14 protein-coding genes are annotated in these 18,969 nt (G+C 61.1%); 5 read left to right on the forward strand and 9 right to left on the reverse strand.

What is annotated here, in order from left to right; all coding sequences use genetic code 11:
• Positions 1-15: 15 nt before the first annotated feature.
• Positions 16-261, reverse strand: coding sequence for a DNA-binding protein (locus AC6I1W_RS02405; RefSeq protein ID WP_171015102.1), 246 nt, complete (start codon positions 259-261; stop codon positions 16-18).
• Between AC6I1W_RS02405 and AC6I1W_RS02410 the strand changes: the two genes are divergently transcribed.
• Both AC6I1W_RS02410 and AC6I1W_RS02415 read left to right on the forward strand, forming a co-directional pair.
• Positions 260-2,191: a DUF6049 family protein gene (locus AC6I1W_RS02410; protein ID WP_171048522.1), complete on the forward strand. Its 1,932-nt coding sequence runs from the start codon at positions 260-262 to the stop codon at positions 2,189-2,191. The genes AC6I1W_RS02405 and AC6I1W_RS02410 overlap by 2 nt on opposite strands.
• A 67-nt stretch (positions 2,192-2,258) precedes the next feature.
• Complete coding sequence (locus tag AC6I1W_RS02415; protein ID WP_171048508.1) at positions 2,259-4,067, forward strand: protein kinase family protein; 1,809 nt, start codon at positions 2,259-2,261, stop codon at positions 4,065-4,067.
• A 435-nt stretch (positions 4,068-4,502) separates the two neighbouring features.
• Here AC6I1W_RS02415 and glpK read toward each other — a convergent pair whose 3' ends face one another.
• Positions 4,503-6,026, reverse strand: a complete 1,524-nt coding sequence (gene glpK, locus AC6I1W_RS02420) for a glycerol kinase GlpK (protein ID WP_117188363.1) — start codon at positions 6,024-6,026, stop codon at positions 4,503-4,505.
• 87 nt (positions 6,027-6,113) lie between these two features.
• Positions 6,114-6,866: an MIP/aquaporin family protein gene (locus AC6I1W_RS02425; protein ID WP_016666540.1), complete on the reverse strand. Its 753-nt coding sequence runs from the start codon at positions 6,864-6,866 to the stop codon at positions 6,114-6,116.
• Between the two features lie 186 nt (positions 6,867-7,052).
• Here AC6I1W_RS02425 and AC6I1W_RS02430 point away from each other — a divergent pair, with 186 nt between their 5' ends.
• Complete coding sequence (locus AC6I1W_RS02430; RefSeq protein ID WP_270236487.1) at positions 7,053-8,000, forward strand: sugar-binding transcriptional regulator; 948 nt, start codon at positions 7,053-7,055, stop codon at positions 7,998-8,000.
• Positions 8,001-8,079: 79 nt separating this feature from the next.
• Here AC6I1W_RS02430 and AC6I1W_RS02435 read toward each other — a convergent pair whose 3' ends face one another.
• The 6 genes from AC6I1W_RS02435 to arfA form a co-directional block, all read right to left on the reverse strand.
• Complete coding sequence (locus tag AC6I1W_RS02435; protein WP_419762718.1) at positions 8,080-9,483, reverse strand: S1C family serine protease; 1,404 nt, start codon at positions 9,481-9,483, stop codon at positions 8,080-8,082.
• A 207-nt stretch (positions 9,484-9,690) separates the two neighbouring features.
• Positions 9,691-11,934 carry a glycoside hydrolase family 43 protein gene (locus AC6I1W_RS02440; RefSeq protein WP_270236488.1) on the reverse strand — a complete coding sequence of 748 codons (2,244 nt, stop codon included), beginning with the start codon at positions 11,932-11,934 and terminating at the stop codon, positions 9,691-9,693.
• Between the two features lie 7 nt (positions 11,935-11,941).
• Positions 11,942-12,772: a carbohydrate ABC transporter permease gene (locus AC6I1W_RS02445; protein ID WP_117188359.1), complete on the reverse strand. Its 831-nt coding sequence runs from the start codon at positions 12,770-12,772 to the stop codon at positions 11,942-11,944.
• Complete coding sequence (locus tag AC6I1W_RS02450) at positions 12,769-13,737, reverse strand: carbohydrate ABC transporter permease (RefSeq protein ID WP_270236489.1); 969 nt, start codon at positions 13,735-13,737, stop codon at positions 12,769-12,771. The genes AC6I1W_RS02445 and AC6I1W_RS02450 overlap by 4 nt, the downstream gene beginning before the upstream one ends.
• Complete coding sequence (locus AC6I1W_RS02455; RefSeq protein ID WP_069102187.1) at positions 13,737-15,065, reverse strand: ABC transporter substrate-binding protein; 1,329 nt, start codon at positions 15,063-15,065, stop codon at positions 13,737-13,739. Before AC6I1W_RS02455 ends, AC6I1W_RS02450 begins: the two co-directional genes overlap by 1 nt.
• Before the next feature lie 56 nt (positions 15,066-15,121).
• Positions 15,122-16,639, reverse strand: a complete 1,518-nt coding sequence (gene arfA, locus AC6I1W_RS02460; RefSeq protein ID WP_117188353.1) for an arabinosylfuranosidase ArfA — start codon at positions 16,637-16,639, stop codon at positions 15,122-15,124.
• 160 nt (positions 16,640-16,799) lie between these two features.
• Between arfA and AC6I1W_RS02465 the strand changes: the two genes are divergently transcribed.
• Positions 16,800-17,825 (forward strand): LacI family DNA-binding transcriptional regulator, encoded by a 1,026-nt coding sequence (locus AC6I1W_RS02465; RefSeq protein ID WP_270236491.1) that lies wholly within the window; start codon positions 16,800-16,802, stop codon positions 17,823-17,825.
• Positions 17,826-17,902: 77 nt separating this feature from the next.
• Complete coding sequence (gene trxB / locus AC6I1W_RS02470; RefSeq protein ID WP_065672881.1) at positions 17,903-18,955, forward strand: thioredoxin-disulfide reductase; 1,053 nt, start codon at positions 17,903-17,905, stop codon at positions 18,953-18,955.
• The last annotated feature ends 14 nt before the right edge of the window (positions 18,956-18,969 follow it).

Below are 18,969 nucleotides of genomic sequence, written 5' to 3' on the forward strand. Positions count from 1 at the left end.
CACGCGGACCACGGTTCAATCCCGTCCCCGGCCAACTACCATGACAAACGTGTCACCTGCTTCCCGCCTTTGCCCAGCCGCTTGGCTGCTGGGGTTGTTGATGGTCCTCACGACCGTCTTCGCGGGATCTTCCCCTGCCCAGGCACGTACCGCGGCAGAATTGGTCAAGGTGACGATTACTTCTGTCAGCCCACCGACAGGGGATCCCAAAACTCCCATCACCATCAAGGGAACGGTGACAAATACCTCTTCGGTGTCGATGACATGGGTTCAAGCGTCGTTCTGGCGCTCCCAGGACCAGATCAACGACACCCGTGACCTTTCTGACCTGCTGGCATCCCCCGCCACCGTGCCGGTTGGCATGCGGTGGTATCGGGAGCCCAACGAGGCGTCAATTTTCAACATCACCGACCCAGAGGCCAACCAGACCTTCAAACCAGGCGACAGTGGGTCCTTCACCGTGACTGGAACACCAGCCCAGATGGGGTTGACGTCACCCAACGCCGTTGACGCGATCGGTATCCACGTGCAGGCGTCCCCCGAGAACCAGTCGCGCAGAACGGTCGGTCGAGCACGAGTACTCACGGTTCTCTCAGATGCTCATACCAGCGCGAACCTCGCCCCCGTCATCGTGCTCTCGACCATGCCCACCCGCAGGATCGATGGCACCTTCACCGACGAGTCGCTCGCGGATGACATCACCCATCGACTGAAGCCTCTTGCTGAAGCGGCACACACCCGTAACGCGACAGTTCTCGTCGATCCAAGCCTCATCGACGAGGCCAGGGCGATGGCCTCGGGATATCGCGTGGCTGGCAAAGGCACGGCCACCGTCGAGGGCAAGGGCCAGCAAACAGCCAGGGAATGGCTCGACCTCGTCGAACCATTACTGACCACCGGCCAGGCATATCGCCTACCGTACGGAAATGCCGATGTCATTGGAGCGGTTCGGCAGGGCCGCCCCAACGTCCTCTTGACGGTGAAACACGCTCTCGACCCCTCGAATCCAGCCGCGAAGTTACCGTTAGCAGTCGTCGACCCAGCGGCTGAGCTCGACAGGTCCTCGTTCAAGACCCTCACCAAGGAACTCTCCCCCGCGCTGGTCCTGACATGTGCGGCATCGGCTCGTGACGGCGTCCGGGAGGAGTCCGGAGTCAAGGTGATCGGTCTGGCCGACACCGCCCGAACCGACGGCCATCCACAATCCAACAGCGACCCCCAGCGGCGCGGAATGCTGCTGTCCCAGGCCCTCCTCATGACTCACGAGTCGATTCCGGCGGTCACCCTCGTCACCACCGTCAACGATGTTCAAGCCACCGCGCCGGTGGGGTGGCTGCACCTGCAGAATCTCTCGGCAGTTCTCACCGGAGCCAAGCCGGGCCTTCGGCTACCGGGAACACGCGCCGGTGACATCACCCTGAAGGGCCCTTGGTGGCGCGTCCAGCACGACGTCGGGATCGATTCAGACGACTGGTCCGACCTCGTGGGTGCCCCCACGGAGGCGACCTCCTTGACCTCGGCGAAATTTGTCAGCAGGTCGTTGTCGTCGTCACTCCAGGATCGTCAGGCATGGGCTACTGACGTCATGCGCCCAGCGGCGGACGCCATGGCCGGCAAGGGCCTGGTCCTGCATTCAGCCCCGCAGTTCGTGATGTCCTCCTCGACCAATGATTTTCCCCTGACGGTCACGAACTCGCTCGCACAGACGGTTCACGTCAAGGTCGTCGTCTTCTCAGAAAACCCACAGCGCATCGACATCCCGGACACCCAGGTCGTCACGATCCAGCCCAGGGAAACGCAAACCATCAGGTTCGCCCCGAAAGCAAGCTCAAATGGAGTCGTTGAGATGCAGGCACACCTGTCGACTCCGTCAGGACGCAGCCTGGGGTCCCAGACCAGTTTCGTTGTCAAAGCGACTCAGATGGACGATGTCGGCTGGATCATCGTTGTGGTGTCGGCGCTGGTGCTCATCATCGCCACGGTGCTGCGCATTCGTCAGGTGACCGCGAATTCCCGGCGTCAGGCCGAATCCAACGGTGAGTCCCAGACCAGTGGCCCCACCGCTGGCTCGACCTCCGATGACATTTCTGACACCACGCCTTCCCCTTCGGCAGTAGAGGATCCTGACACGGCCTCGGACGACGATTCTGAGCATCACCTCCCCACCGGTGAGGGCAACCTCGCCGAGTGACAATCCCGGGGTTCGCGGCACGGATCGGTATCGTTGACGATGCACATTCGGATCGATCGGGCAGGAGGTGGCAGTGTCTTTCGAGGACCTCGCCGATCGTCACGGCGGTCAGTACGACTCGGATCTCCATGCCGCGGATGACCTCCCCGACCTTCTCCCAGGATCCTTTCTGGGTGAGCGTTACCGTCTCGACCAGGAGCTCTCCCATCCCGAGTCCTCACTGACCTGGCGAGCCTTCGACACCAAGTTGCACCGCCCGGTCCTGATTCACGCTCTGGCCCCGCACGGTCGTCGCACACCCGCTGTCCTGGACGCGGCCCGACAAGCTGCCGTGGCCACCGATTCGCGCTTCTTGCGGGTCCTCGACGCCATCGTCGCCGGACCAGGCGAACCAGCATCATGGGTTGTCAGCGAATACGCCCCTGGAAAGTCGGTCGAGGAACTGTTGGAGACCGGGCCCCTCTCGGCGTTGGAGGCGGCATGGATTGCCCATGAAATCGCCGACGCGATGGCACCCTTGCATGCCCAAGGGGTCTTCCACGAACGCATCAACCCAGGAACGGTTCTCGTCACCTCGACCGGGAATCTCAAGATCAGTGGCTTGCTCGTCGAAGCCGCGTTGCATCCTCGGCCGGGCGACAATTCTCGTCCCTGGCCGGACCGCGAGGTCGCCGACGTGACAGACATCGGACGGGTTCTTTATGCCTGTCTGGTCTCGCGCTGGCCAGTCGGACATGGCCACCGCCCGTCCGTCGAGCCAGCCTCGACGATGTCCTGGGGACTGCCACCCGCCCCGACTGACTCCCACGGCTGGCTCACCCCACGTGAGGTCCGCGCCGGGGTCTCCCCGGCCCTCGATGTCCTCTGCGACCAGATCCTCTCGCAGGTTCCCCGTTATGACGAGGTGCCATTGCGCACCGCGAATGAAATTGCGCATTCCCTGCGTCGGACCCTCGGCTCAGCTGACGCCGCCGCTGACCTCGAGCGTCGCATCCGGTTCCCAGTGGGACCGGCTTCCCGTGCCGGGGAAGAGCCATGGCGCTCCGACGAATCCGCCGCTTTTGCGCCGGACCAGGATGAGCCGGAACGGGCAGAGGAGTACGGACCTGACGACGAGGGGTACTGGTCCCCGGACGCGGCTGCCGGAGAGTGGGGGCGTCAGGCAGGGCCAGTGCCGTGGACGAGCAACAACGATCCCCACACCACACAGCTCTCCCCCGCTGGGCAGGATTCCTCGGAGAACGGCAGTGCCGAGCTGGTATTGGCCAAACCGCGCCCTCACAACCGTCGATGGCCACCAGTACTCATGGCTGCCGTTGGCGTGGTCATGATCGTGTGTCTCATCATCGCAGGGGTGCGTCATTCTGGCAGCAACGCCCCGGAGGCATCCAGCGAGCCGACGACCGTCGAGGTGACGCACGTCCAGGAATTTGATCCCGAAAAGGACGGTGGCGACGCCAAGGAGAACCACGACGAGGTCAAACTCGCGATCGACGGCGACCCGTCAACGGCCTGGCACACAGTCGTCTATCACAACTCTGCGAAGCTCGGGAACCTCAAGCCCGGAGTCGGCCTGGTCATTGATTTGGGACGCGTCACCGAGGTCACATCGGTGAAGGTGCGGCTGGTCGGATCCGGAACGGACATTTCCTTGTGGCAGCCGACCAGTGATGTCTCCTCCGATGAGGCTCCCATGACGACGATCAAGGAGTGGACTCAGGTGGCGGCGGTGCCGGGGGCCGGATCGACGGTCACGTTGAAACCATCCGGCAAGACGAAGGCCCGTCATCTCCTGATCTATCTGACGGAGCTTCCTCCGAAATCGACCTCGCGGTTCCAGGGTGGGATAGCAGATATCACCGTCACCGGGTCCTGACGACATTTTTCGACGCCCGGGGCTGGCGACCATCTGCTCTCCGACATGTGCTTTCTGGCAGCGACCCAACTGCTGACCGACAGCTTTCCGACGGAACCGTCGTCAAGTGAGGCATCTTTTCTGCCGCCGCACCACCTCAGTGACGAAACCCCCAACTCGTCCCTCCTCCGCGGCCAGGATTTTACGACCTTCGCTCGAGCTGACACTTTTCGTCGTGCGGTCTGGTCGTTGTTCAGGCCGGTCGTCGTGCGGTCTGACATGAGGGGCCGGTGGAGGAAAAGGTCCGTGTGACAGGGGCCCGTCACGAGAACCCCGCAGAGGGCAACTGCAGAGTCACCCGCGAAAGCGAGTGCCCCCCCAAAAAACGCAATGGTGCCCCGTGCTCGAAAGCACGGGGCACCCAGGTGTCATCGGTCCATCAGAACCAACTCAGGATCACTCCTTGACGTCGTCGTCCATCCAGTCGAAGGTCTTGGTGACGGCCTTCTTCCAGTTGCGGAACAGACGCTCGCGCTCGTCCTGGTCCATCTTGGGCTCCCAGCGCTTGTCCTCGGCCCAGTTGGCGGTGACGTCCTTCTCACCCTCCCAGAAGCCGACGGCGATACCAGCGGCGTAGGCGGCGCCCAGAGCGGTGGTCTCAGCAACTACCGGGCGAACCACCGGCACGTTGACCTGGTCGGCCTGGAACTGCATGAGGGTCTCGTTGGCGGTCATGCCACCATCGACGCGCAGCTCGGTGAGCGGCACACCGGAGTCGGCGTTCATGGCCTCGAGGACCTCACGGGTCTGGTAGGCGGTCGACTCGAGCACGGCGCGGGCGATGTGGCCGCGGTTGACGTAACGAGTCAGGCCGACGAGGGCGCCACGGGCGTCCGGACGCCAGTACGGTGCGAACAGGCCGGAGAAGGCTGGCACGAAGTAGGCGCCGCCATTGTCCTCGACGGTGTTGGCGAGAGCCTCGATCTCCGGGGCGGTCTCGAACATCTTGAGGTTGTCACGCAGCCACTGGACCAGAGACCCGGCAACGGCGATCGAGCCCTCGAGGGCGTAAACGGTGGGCTGGTCGCCGATCTTGTAGCAGACGGTGGTCAGCAGACCATTCTCGGAGAAGATGGCCTCCTCGCCGGTGTTCATCAGCATGAAGCAGCCGGTGCCGTAGGTGTTCTTCGCCATGCCCTTCTCGAAGCAGGCCTGGCCGAAGGTGGCAGCCTGCTGGTCACCGAGGATGCCGGAGATCGGGGTGTCGATCAGCAGGCCGTTCTTGCGGCCGTAGCCATAGACCTCGGAGGAGGACTTGATCTCGGGGAGCATCGACTTCGGGATACCCATGACCTCGCACATCGAGTCGTCCCACTCGAGGGTCTTGACATTCATGAGCATGGTGCGGGAAGCGTTGGTCGGATCGGTGACGTGCACGCCGCCGTCGGTGCCTCCGGTCAGGTTCCACAGCACCCAGGTGTCCATGTTGCCGAAGTACAGGTCGCCAGCCTCAGCCTTCTCACGAGCACCCTCGACGTTGTCGAGGATCCACTTGACCTTCGGGCCGGAGAAGTACGAGGCGAGACCCAGGCCGCAGATGTGCTTGAAGCGGTCAGCACCCTCGTCGCCAGCCAGTTCGTCACAGATCTTCTGGGTACGGGTGTCCTGCCACACAATGGCGTTATAGATCGGGTCGCCGGTGTTCTTGTCCCACACCACGGCGGTCTCGCGCTGGTTGGTGATTCCAACGGCAGCCAGCTGGTGGCGGTTGATGTTGGCCTTGGTCAGCGCGAGTCCGACGACATCGCGAACAGCTTCCCAGATCTCGATCGGGTCGTGCTCAACCCATCCGGCACGCGGGAAGATCTGCTCGAATTCCTGCTGGCCGACGGCCACGATCTGGCCCGAGTGGTTGAAGACGATGGCCCGGGTCGAGGTGGTGCCCTCGTCGATGGCGAGCACGAACTTCTCGTCGCTCATGATTGTTGCCTTTCTTGTCTACGTTGACTTGTCTGAGAGGTTGCGACTGATACGAAATCAGCTCTGGTGTAACAGTGAGAAATCTACTCAGTGCCAGAAGATGGTGTAGGTGAGGGCAGCGAGAACAGCGCCAATGATCGGGCCGACAACCGGAACCCAGGAGTAGCCCCAGTCGCTGCCACCCTTGCCCTTGATCGGCAGGACGGCGTGGGCGATACGAGGGGAAAGGTCACGAGCCGGGTTGATGGCGTATCCGGTGGGGCCGCCGAGAGAGGCGCCGATGGAGACGATGAGCAGGGCGACGGCGAGCGGGCCAATAGTCACACCCTGGGTGAAGCCGGAAATGATGACCCAGAGCACGAGGACCCAGGTGCCGATGGCCTCAGTGATGGTGTTCCACAGCGGGTTGCGGATCTCAGGGCCGGTGGCGAAGGTACCGAGCTTGAGGGCCGGGTCGCAGTCCTCGTCGTAGTGCTGCTTGTAGGCCAGCCAGCAGAGCACGGCGCCGACGAAGGCACCGGCGAACTGGGCGAGGATGTAGATGATGATGTTGCTCGCGGTGGCGGGAATGCCGTTGGCCAGGTCCTTACCAGCAAGTGCGAGGCCGATGGTGACGGCCGGGTTCAGGTGTCCGCCGGTCTTGTAGGCTGCGTAGACACCGAACATCACACCGAAGCCCCATCCCCAGTTGATCTGGAGGGAACCGGGAGCGGGATTGCCCTTACACTTGGGAAGGAGGTTGTTGGCGACGACGCCACAACCCAGCAGAATGAGGATCATGGTGCCCAGGAACTCAGATCCGAAGATCGTCGCGGCGGGCACCGCAGTTTCGAGAAGCATGAGGACTCCTTCGTCGTGGCGTCATCCATTGACACCGATTTACTCGCCGGTGGCGGTCGATCCCGTAGGATTCAGCAAACGGGGACCGTCGTCCCGACCCTGTGGGGGCTGGACGTGGCTCAGTCAAACATCTACGGCGCCGGAGAATCGCAATTCTGCACTTATGTGCATGGCAAGGGGAGGGGCATGAACGAATTGTCCAATGACGTATGGACAGCAGCGTCCATGTATTACATGCAGGGCGAGACGATGGATGCCATCGCCAGCCATCTCGGCACATCCCGCTCAACCGTGTCTCGCCTTCTCAAACAGGCACGTCAATCCGGAGTTGTGCGTATCACCTTGTCAGAGCCGACTGGGTTACGTAACGGCCTGGATTCCACCCTGACGAGGATGTTCGGGGTCAACACCACTGTCGTGCCGGTGAAATCAGGGACGACCGAGATTCACCGCCTGGACCAGGTGGCCAGGATCGCCGGACAGATGGTTACGGACATGATCGAGGACAATTCCGCGATAGGAGTTGCCTGGGGAACAACCCTGGATGCCGTCACCCATTATGTCGTCCCCAAGGACGTCAAGGGAGTGCGCGTCGTACAGATGAATGGGTCGGCCAACCCCGCTAGTTCAGGGATTCCTTACGTTGGATCAATCCTTTCCAGAATGGCTGCCGCGTTTGGGGGTGAGGTCATTCATTTCCCGGTCCCGACATTCTTCGACAATGCTACGACGAAGGCCGCGATGTGGCAGGAGCGCTCCGTTCAGGCAGTACTCAAGGCACATCGCGAGCTCGACCTCGCCGTGTTCGGCGTGGGGGCCCTCGACAGCCCAGTCCCCTCCCACGTCTATTCCGCCGGTTACATCACCGATGAGGAAAAGGCGAATTTGATGCGGTCCGGAGTTGTTGGTGACGTCAACACCGTCTTTCTCAAGGCTGACGGCGCCTATGACGTCGAGTTCAACAAGAGGGCGACCGGATTGGCCCCATTCCAGTTGCAGCGCATACCGCGTCGGCTCTGTGTCGTCGCTGGCCGCGCCAAGGCTGTCGGACTGTTGGCCGCACTGCGTGCCAGGGTGGCGACGGACCTCGTCGTCGACGATGCAACTGCTCGTGCAGTCCTCGATCTGATGTGACTCGCCAGTCCTGCGCCCGTGGGAAGGGTCCCGAAGCCACAGCAGCTGCGGGGCCCCTTCCCACGTCGCGTAACCCGTATCAGGACTTCGCCGTACCCAAGGTGACGTCGGCGGTGGCCTGCTGCGAACCACGGATGTAGCTGATCTTGACCTTCTGGCCAGGCTTGAACGACCTCACGAGACCGACCAGGGACTCTCCGGACACGATATCGGTGTCGTCGATCTTGGTGATGACGTCGCCACGCTGCAGCCCGCCCTTGTCAGCTGCCGAGTTGGGTGAGACCGTGGCGATCCCGGCTCCGAGGACTTGGACACCATCCTTGCTGCCAGCGACGTCACGCACGGAGATGCCCAGGAAGGCGTGAGTTGCCTTTCCGGTGTCAATGATCTGATCGGCAATCCATTTGGCAAGATTTGACGGGATCGCAAAGCCGATTCCGATATTGCCCGATTGCTCGGAATTACTTGACGAAAGGCTCGCAATGGAGGAATTGATCCCGATGAGCTCACCATTGGCATTGACGAGAGCACCACCTGAGTTGCCCGGATTGATGGCTGCACTGGTCTGGATAGCATTCGTGACGACCACACCCGACGACGAATCTCGAGATCCCAGCAGATCCCGTGAATTACTGCGATTCATGGTGGTGACCGGACGATTGAGAGCACTGATGATTCCGGTCGTCACCGACCCCGACAGGCCGAGCGGATTACCGACGGCCATCACAGGAGACCCAACGGTCAACTTGCTGGAGTCAGCAACACCGATCGGCTTCATGGACTTCGGCGGGTTCGTCACCCGGATGACGGCAAGGTCCGTCGATGGATCTGTACCAACTACCTTGGCCTCGTAGGTCTTGTTGCCCATGGAAACCGTCAACTGGCCGCCCGAAACCGCGTCGGCAACGACGTGATTGTTGGTGACGATGTTGCCGTTCGTGTCGACGACGACTCCCGACCCCTCGCCTCCGCCATTGCCCGTCCTCACGGTAATGGCGACTACCGAGTTCGACACGGCGGAGGCGGTGGCCGTCCAGTCCGGGGCGGAGGGTGAGCCTTGAACCACCTTGGTGACGCTGTTGGGGGATGCAGGGCTCGACGTCACAGCCGGGGCGTCGTTCCTTGCCAGGGAGCGATCGACAAGGCCCCCGGAAACGCCGCCAACAGCCGCCGCCAACACGGCGACGAGAACAACTGTGCCGCCCCGAAAGCCCTTCCGGGCCGATCGCGACGAGCCCTTAGCCGGGTCGGGGTTTTTGCCACCCGCGCTCGGGGCCGGCTGCTCAGAAGCCTCCCACGGAGGAGGCTGGGTGGTTGACGGATTTCCCTGGTTCGTCCAGGAATCGTTACTGCGCGACCAGTAGGCATCCTGCGCCCAGCTCTGGCGATTGTCGTCAGGGCGAGAGGGGTAGCCTCCCTCCTCGCCGTGCTGGAGGGGATTGGGTTCACGCGGCTCACGGGGACCATTCGTCGACTCACTCATAACTCCAAGTGTTCACGACCGCACCAACTGGTCGATGCACTGTCCAGCAACGTGTTCCCGTCAGCGGAGAAGGTTCGAGGCTGCAGTCCCACCCTCCAACGGGGTCGGATCCGACCGTGGTCAGGCGCCACGGGGATCGCGTCAACCCCCAGTCAGGGAACCCGCCGTCCAATCGACCTCGCCACCTCTCATCTCCACAGGAGGTGCTCAGGAAGGCCACGACGCATTCACAAAGATGAGATCGGAGAAGTGGGCCTCCACCGCTGGGTTTTCCCCTCCCCCGGCGTACAGCCCAATTCGTGGACGAGAGGCCGACGACATCGTCCACGTGGCGCCCCACGTCCAATGGCGACCGTCATGGCTGAGCGCCGATCGGTAGAGGTGCTCACCGCCATGGTCGACGTGATGGGCAACACGTAGCCATGTCACACCCGCAGGTCGACCGACCACTGCCCCACCGTAACTGCGGAACCGATCCGCATCGGTAATCTCGCGTCCGTATTCGACGATGCGCGTTCCCTCAACAGCCACCGCGCCAAGGCGGATGAAGTCGTCATCACCATTGATGACCACCATCCCGGCCTGCTGATAATTACGGACCGTGTCCAAACCAAGGTCCAGACCGACTTTCACCTGAGCGATCCAGTCTCCCTCCGGTGGGTCACGCAGCAGCAATCCACCCGAGGCGCCCTCCCCCGCGAGATCTCCGTCGGTGACTGGCCAAACGATCGCGCCACCCCTCGTGTGAACGCCAGAAGGCCGGCGAATCCACGACCACTCGACGTTGCTTCCGCTCACAGCGGCTACCAGATCGACCCGCTGCGGTGTCCCGACGGGAGTTGGCTGCGGTGCCCTGTCGTCATGGATGCTGTGGGTCCGGGCCGCGACGACGTTAGTCACGACACCGTGGCCGGAGATTTTCACAGGGCCGCCTTCAAACTGACGACCCTTCGGAGAGACCAGGGAGGCCGATGCATCGCTTGATCCCGCCGGTCTCAGTGCCACGCGCAACTGCGGCCCCTGAATGGTGACAACAAGGGTTCGCCACGATCCGTCCTTCGGGAACTCTGTTGACCCAGTCCACGAATCTCGTCTCGCCCTCAGCACACCGGAATCCGCGTCCACCTCGACACTGACGTCATCCGCCAGTTCCACAGAGATCGAATCTTTGGGCAGTACATCCACCTCCAGGCGCACGTCGTCCGCCGGAAGTCTCTTTCGTGAGACGACGCGCTCACCTTCGATTCGCATGGCCTGATTGACCCCTCCAGCGTCGACCGGATGAGCATTGGTGAATTGCGACGAGGCATTCCACGGTTCTCCACCTAGTAGAGAGGCTGTTAACGGCGCGGAGCTGGGTGTGTCAGAGGGCCCCGCACCACCGTTGACCATCGGCCAACCGTCAATCCACTCCAGGCGGTCGACCAGGAGCGGACGTCGATTGATCCCTCCGGCCTCCCCAAGCCATGGCCGTACCCGATCCAGTGCGTGGTAGAGGAGGTAGTCCTGTCCTGACGAATCAGTGAAAACGGCGTTGTGGCCGGCACCGATCCACTTGTTACCGTTCTGGGTCACGACGATGCTCCCACCTGAGTTCGACTTCGTCATGGCGGTGCCGTCAGCGTCGAGGAATGGGCCCAACGGCGACTGACCACGTCCCGCAAAGACCGAGTATCCGGTACTCGGCCCGGCACAACAATTTGCCGAGGACGCCATAAGGTAGTACTGGTCGCCATGTTTGACGACGTAGGGAGCCTCGTACCGGTCAGAATGGGCAACCTGTACCGGTTTTGTCGCCAAGGAGAGGCCGTCCGGAGCGGTTCGCGCAGCAAAAATCCCGCCACGGTACGAGCCCCAGTAAAGGTAATGAGTACCGTCGACATCCGTGAATCCAGTTGGATCAATGGTCGAGAACCACCCGTCGTGTCCATCGGAGTGAGGAGGGACGAGCGGCTCCGGTTTCACTGTCCACGGCCCTACTGGAGAGGGAGCCGTCGCAACGCCGATCGCCGAGTCGTCCTTCCCGGCGTTGAGAGCTGTCTCCGTCACTGCGAAGTAAAGGACATATCGGTCACCGATACGACGAACATCCGGGGCCCAGAGTCCGGCTGCCGGACTGATCCAGTCGGGCATGTTCTCCGAGGTGAGAAGCGGTCCGACATACGTCCAGTGCTGCCAGTCCCTTGTCTTGGCAACATGCCCTAGGGCAGGAGCCCCTCCGGCACGCAGCGGGTCTGACGTCGCATAGACGTACCACCAGCCATCCACACCCCTGATAACTGACGGGTCGGCCCAGGTGTCGGCAAAGCTCCGCGACACTGGGTTGATGATCTGGCCGGCAGCAATCCCCGGAGTCGCGCGGGGAGTCGGGTCCGGTCGGTTACCGGCGTCACAACCCATCACGATCAGACAGAACCCCAGCACAAGCGCTGCGAAAGGCCGCTTCGACATCACATCCTCACCCCTTGAGGCCGGAGCTGGCAACGCCTTCGATGATGTACCGCTGCAAGACTACGTAAATGACGAGAACCGGGACGGCTGCCATCGTCGCGCCAGCCATGATGACCGGGTAGTCAATTGTGTAACTTCCTTGCAGGCGGGTCAGACCGACTGGGAGCGTGAGACTCGCGTCGCTGAACAACACATAAATCGGCCAGACGAAGTCATTCCAGTTGCCCAGGAAAGACAGCACGAGCAGGGTCGCCAAGGCTCCCTTGGCGTTGGGGAGCACGATCTTGAAGAAGGTCGTGAATGGTCCGGCTCCGTCAATCCTCGCGCTCTCCTCGAACTCCTTCGGCAGCGCCACGAAGAATTGTCTGAGGAAGAACACTCCGAAAGCTCCTGCGGTTCCCGGGAAGATGATCGCGGGAAGCGAGTCCAACCACTGAAGCTTCGACATCAACTCGAAGTTCGGCATGAGAAAGATGAATCCCGGCACGAACATCGTCGACAGGACGATTGCGAACAGGACGTTCTTCCCGGGCAGCCGCAGGCGGGCGAAGGCGTAGGCAGCCATCGCGGCAAACAAACAGGTCAGTACCGAATTGACCGTCGCAGCCACAAATGAGTTCAGTACCCATCGAAGAACCGGACTCGCATCATCTACGAACAGCAACTGCCGGTAGGCACGCAACGTCCAGGTGTGTGGAAAGAATGTGGCCGGAACTTGCTTTGCCTCGATGCTCGTCTTGAACGAGGTGAGGATCATGACCACGAGAGGCCCGAGGAAGATGACGGTAAGAATTACCATCATTACCCAGAACATCGGATTCCTCCATGTCTTCCTCATGACAGTTCGCCCTTCCTGGACCGGGCCGTATGACGGAACCGACGTCGGTCCTTCGCCTCTTTGTGATCGCGTGTGGCGTAGTACTGCGCGATTGAGATCACAATGAGGATGGCAGCAAGGATGTAGCTCTCCGCGGCGGCCTGACCGGCACGGTTCTGGCTGAATCCCAGGTCGGTGATGACCATGATTGCGGTCCGTGTCGACTCAGCCGGGCCACCCTGGGTGATGGTGTAAGACTGGCCGAACATGTTGGCACTGGCCAACACCGTTGTGACAAGAACGAAGATCAACACGGGACGCAGCCCTGGCATGGTCACGTACTTGAACTGCTGCCACCGTCCAGCACCGTCGATGGCCGCAGCTTCATACTGTTCCTGAGGGATATTGGCCAGGCCAGCCATGTAGATCACTGCGTTGAACCCGATCGTCCACCAGACCGTGACACCGACCAGACCAATCCAGGCCCAGGGTTGGGAGGTGGTCCACTGGATGTTTGTGTGGAAGATGGCGTTCACCAGACCGAAGTTGCCGTCCAGCAGGTATCTCCACATGACACCGATGACAGCGACGCCGAGCACGTAGGGAGCGAAAAACACTGCCCGGAAGAACGTCCGCCCCGGGAACTTCATGCTCAGCAGGATTGCGAGCCCCAACGGAAGGCTTACAAGGAAAGGCACACTCGCCACCGTGAAGATACCGGTGTTCGCCATGCCTCGCCAGAACTGCTCGTACTGCACCGATTGTGGGTCAAACAGGTCCGCATAGTTCTGCAACCCCACCCAAGGACGCGCCGGGAGGGTGAAGTCCCAGTCATGCAGACTGATCCAGATGCCGTACACTGCAGGAACGGCGACGAAGACCGTGAACACGACGAGGTAGGGAGTGAGGAAGACTAACGCAACACCCGCAGAGCCCTCGACGCTCTTACGTTTCCTCCTTGTAGTTCCTTCCCTTGAGACCGACATCACTGATACTTCTTTCGGTTCTCCTCGAGAATCTTGTCGGCTCTGCTGGCGGATTCCTTCAACGTCGACTCAATTCCCTTGCCACCAAGCATGATTTCGTTGACAGCGCGATAGAACTCACCGATGACATCACTGATGCCAGGGACGGTTGGGGGAAACACCACATCGTTGATCTGCTTGGCCAAGGTTGACTGGCCAGTCAGCTTGGCGAAACCATCACTTTCGCGGACCGAGTTACGTGCCGGGATCTGGCCGCCCTTGGCCCACTCCAGCGACTGCTGGGAAACCCAGTTGACGAACACCTTGGCAGCATCCGCACGGTTTGAGTTCCCATTGCGCTGTGTCGGGATCGTAAACTGGTGAGAGTTAGCCCAGACGGCCTTACGCTCACCGATCTGTGGCAACGGGGCAACCCCCCACTCCAAAGCCTTGTTCTCAGCCAAGGTGTTAAGCGACCAGATGCCATTCCAGTTGAAAGCGGTCTTCCCGTTCTGAAGGGCGACGAAGTCCGCATCCTGGGCAACCTTGGCTGGGGAATACCCCTTCTTGACCAAATCCATCCACCACGTCATGGCCTTGATACCCGGCTCTTCGTGCCACGTCGCATGGGAGGCATCCTCCGAGAAGAGTCCTCCACCGAACTGGGACACCAAGCTGTAGACGCTCATTCCTCCGGTGAACTGGAACGGTGATGCCCAGTGCCCAGCAACCCCCTTGGACTTGAGTGTCTCCAACGCAGACATGTAATCGCCCTGGGTCTGCGGCGGCTTATTGGGATCCAGCCCAGCCTTGTCCATGACGGTCTTGTTGAAGAACAGGCCCATGGGATGGACGTCGAGCGGAATCGAGTACCGCACATCGCGGTAGATTCCAGCTACCCACGGCACCTTCGCAAAGTCGGAGCCTTTCAGATCAAGTGCCTTGGCAACGTCGTCGAGAGGTTGGATGGACTTGCGGGCCGCCATGGTCGCCACCGAGTCAAGGTGGATGACAGCCACGTCAGGGGCCTTGCCTGCTGTGACAGCGGTCGGAAGTTTCTTGTAAAGGTCGGCCCACTGCATGGACTGCATGGTGACCTTGATGTTGTCATGACTGGAGTTGAATTTGTTGACGAGCTTCTTCATGAAGGTACCGTCACCACCGGTGAAGCCATTCCAGAAGGTGAGCTCAACCTTGGGACCGTCGTACGTCTTTCCGCCACTGCCCGATGCCTGGTCGCTCGCCGTACCACCGGCAGACTTGCCGCCACCGCAAGCAGTCAGGCCGACTACCGCACCGGCCGCCACTGTGCCAGAGAGGAAACCCCGTCGTGTCAGATTTTCAATCATGCTGTGTTCTTCCTTCCTTGTTGGTCAGATCGACATCGATCCACCCATTCCGAAAATCAGTTGTCCTCATTGGACGAGGTCTTCAGCCGCAGGCAATTCCAGCTCGCCGGATTGGCATCGAAAGTGAGAATTCCTGACGTGATGTCGCAGGTAGCGTTGCGCGGTTCAACGCGGTTTGGTCGGTCTGCAGTGTTGACAGCTGCAATGTCCTCATCGTCGAGAGCGAGGCACTCGACAACCTTGCAGTCGCCGAAGGCCCGCAGATCGATCCGCACCCGAGCTCTCTCGTGAAGGTCACGGTTTACGAGGAAGACCACGAGATCATGGTTCTCGGCATCCCACGTCGCCACGGTCCACACCTGATCGGCCCCTCCCCACCGTTGTGTGGAGATTGCCGGTCCCTCGCAGCGAGTATCAAGAACCACCCCGCGAGCGTGTCGTGACATCAACGCGAATGGGTGGAAGATCGTCTGCCTCCAGGCGCGACCACCCTCTTCAGTACGAATCGGAGCGATGACATTGACAAGCTGCGCCTGACATGCAACACCAATCCTGTCCGTATGACGTAGCAGGGTAATGAGGAGGGAGCCCACGACCATCGCGTCCAAGACCGAGTAAGTGTCCTCGATGAGGTGTGGCGCATGCTCCATGCCGATAGAATTCTCCCCACCAAACCGGCTCTGATACCAGACATTCCACTCGTCGAAGGAGATCTTGAGTCGACGGTCGCTGTGATGCATGGCCGCGACGTGGTCGAGGGTGGCGGCGACATCGCGGATGTACCTCTCCATGTCCTCTGCGCAACAGGCGAAGGAGGCGACATCATCATCTATGGGCTCGTAGTAGGCGTGGGCTGACACCATGTCGAGGTTGTCGAACGCTGCATCGACGACGACGCGCTCCCAGCGTCCGAACGTCGGCATAGACCGCGATGACGAACCGCACGCAATGAGTGACAGCTTGTCGTCGAAGCGGTGGAAGGCATTGGCCACCTCGGTCACCGTCCGGGCATATTCGTCGGGCGTCTTGTGGCCCATCTGCCAAGGTCCGTCCATCTCATTTCCCAGACACCAGGTCTCGACGTTCCACGGATCTTCCCACCCATGGCTCCTACGCAACTGGGGAAGACGGGTGTCAGTATCTCCGTTCACGTACTGGAGGAATTCCATGGCCTCGTTGAGCCCACGTGTCCCAAGATTGACTGCGAGCATCGGCTCAATACCCATGCGTCGACACCATGCGAGAAACTCATTGGCCCCAACGGTGTTGGGTTCAACCGACCGCCACGCAAAATCAAGGTTCCTCGGTCGCTCCTCGAGCGGTCCGACGCCATCCTCCCAACGGTAGTTCGAGACGAAATTTCCGCCGGGATAGCGCAGAACTGTAATTCCTAGTTCCTTGACGAGTGCTGCCACGTCACGCCGAAATCCGCGGGAATCAGCATCGGCATGATTCGGCTCAAAGATGCCGGTGTAGACACAGCGACCCATGTGCTCGACGAAACTGCCGAAGATCCTCCGGTTTACTTCTCCCACCTGATAGGCGGGATGGACGTGGACAGTCGTTGTCCTCATGGATGTCTCCTCTATGCGACGACGTCGGTGCCGTCTCCGTAGCTCCTGTGCAACGTTGTAATCCATTCTTACAACGATGTAACGGAACATGCAAGGTACACGCCGAAACGTCAGCCCTGCGACATTGCTCGAACCATCACGAGGATCTAGAATCATGACCATGACAGCGCGCCTCGTGGATGTTGCCGAAGCTGCAGGGGTGTCCGTCAAAACTGTTTCCAACGTTGTACATGAGAGCCCCCACGTCCGCCCTGAGACCCGGGCTCGGGTCGAGCAGGTCATCAAGGAACTCGGCTATCAACCCAATCGCGCAGCGCGCCAGTTGAAAGCCGGACGAACCGGATTCATCGCTCTGGCTCTCCCGGAAATTGAGACCCCTTATTTCGCAGAGCTCGCCTCTCGTATTTCAGAGCGGGCCAAGAAGGAGGGGCTCATCGCTCTGATGGAGCTGACTGGCGCGGATCCCGTCATGGAAAATCGAGTACTCACTCGGTTCGGCCGGGGCGTCGTTGATGGGATTGTCTTCTCACCCCTGTCTCTGACCTCGGAGGAGATTTCCGACCATCCCACCAGTGTTCCCATGGTGTTACTCGGTGAGCGGGCAACTCCACCCGATCATGACCATGTCGCAGTGAGATCTGTCGACGCAGCACGTCGGATGACCGAGCATCTCATCGAAGTTGGGCACCAACGGATCGCCGCCATAGGTCACGTCCCAGATCAGGGCACTGCATCGACGCGGCTCACCGGATATCGTCAGGCGCTAGAAACAGCAGCCATTCCCCTCGACGACGACCTGGTGGTGGGTGTACCTACTTACTCGCGATCAGCTGGGTTTGATGCCATGAACCATCTCCTCGGCCTCACGGAAAAGCCTGACGCCGTCTTCTGCTTCAACGACACAATGGCTATCGGTGCGGTTCGCGCCTGTCACGAAGCTGGGGTGCGAGTCCCGCAAGACATTGCAATCGCGGGATTCGACAACACTGAAGAGGGTGTCTACTCAACCCCGACCCTGACCACCATCGCTCCTGATCTGAACGCGCTCGCTGACAAGACCTTGACGATCCTCACCCGACGCATCGGCCAATCCAGCAGTGACACGCACAAACCAGGAACCGACGTCCCCGTACCCTGGCACCTCGTCATTCGTGAGAGCACCGGAGGGCCCGCCGTCCGCCCCTAATCCCCACCGGGAATGTCCTGAACCCTTTGTGTGCTGGATAGGTTGATCCCTGAACCAGTCACCGACCAGGAGACGCCATGACAACTCAGCCCCTCGTGCCCAACACCATCCTCGGCAACATCTCGCTGTCCGATTCCTCGGAGACCGACACCGTTCAACCGACCGCCGAGACCATTGACACCGACACCCGAGGCGACGACGAGCCCCGTGACGTCATCATCGTCGGTTCCGGTCCGGCTGGATACACCGCAGCCGTTTACACCGCCCGCGCAGGGCTGAAGCCGCTCGTCTTCGAGGGATCCATGGATGCCGGTGGCGCCCTCATGCAGACCACCGAGGTCGAGAACTACCCCGGCTTCTCCGAGGGCATCATGGGTCCGGATCTCATGGCTCAGATGCGCGCCCAGGCTGTGCGATTCGAGGCCGAGCTCGTCGCTGACGATGTCACCGAGGTTGACCTCACCGGTGAGATCAAGAAGGTCATCGACACCGATGGAAACACTCACCACGCCCGCGCGGTGATCCTCGCCACGGGATCGGCCTACCGCAAGCTCGGTCTCGAGGACGAGGTCCGTCTGTCGGGTCGTGGCGTGTCCTGGTGCGCCACCTGTGACGGGTTCTTCTTCACCGGCAAGGACATCGCTGTCGTCGGCGGCGGTGACTCCGCGGTCGAGGAGGCCACCTTCCTCACCCGGTTCGCCAACTCGGTGACCCTCGTTCACCGTCGTGACAAGCTACGCGCCTCCCAAATCATGGCCGACCGTGCCGAGGCCGACCCCAAGATCACCTTCGCATGGAACAGCGAGATCGTCGCCATGCAGGGCGAATCCAAACTGGAGTCGGTGACCCTGCGTGACACCAAGACCGGCGAGGAACGTCAACTCGAGGTGTCAGGAGTCTTCGAAGCCATCGGACACGACCCGCGCTCCGAGCTGCTCCGGGGCCAGGTCGACCTGGACGATGCCGGATACGTCGTGTGCACCGAGCCATCCACCCGCACCAACCTGCCGGGAGTTTTCGCCTGCGGTGACCTGGTCGACTCCCATTACCAGCAGGCCATCACCGCGGCCGGATCCGGATGTCGTGCGGCCCTCGACGCGGAGAGCTTCCTCGCCGAGCTGGGACGCTGAGTCTCTCGTCAGTT

The organism is Cutibacterium sp. KB22876 (genome assembly GCF_059728865.1).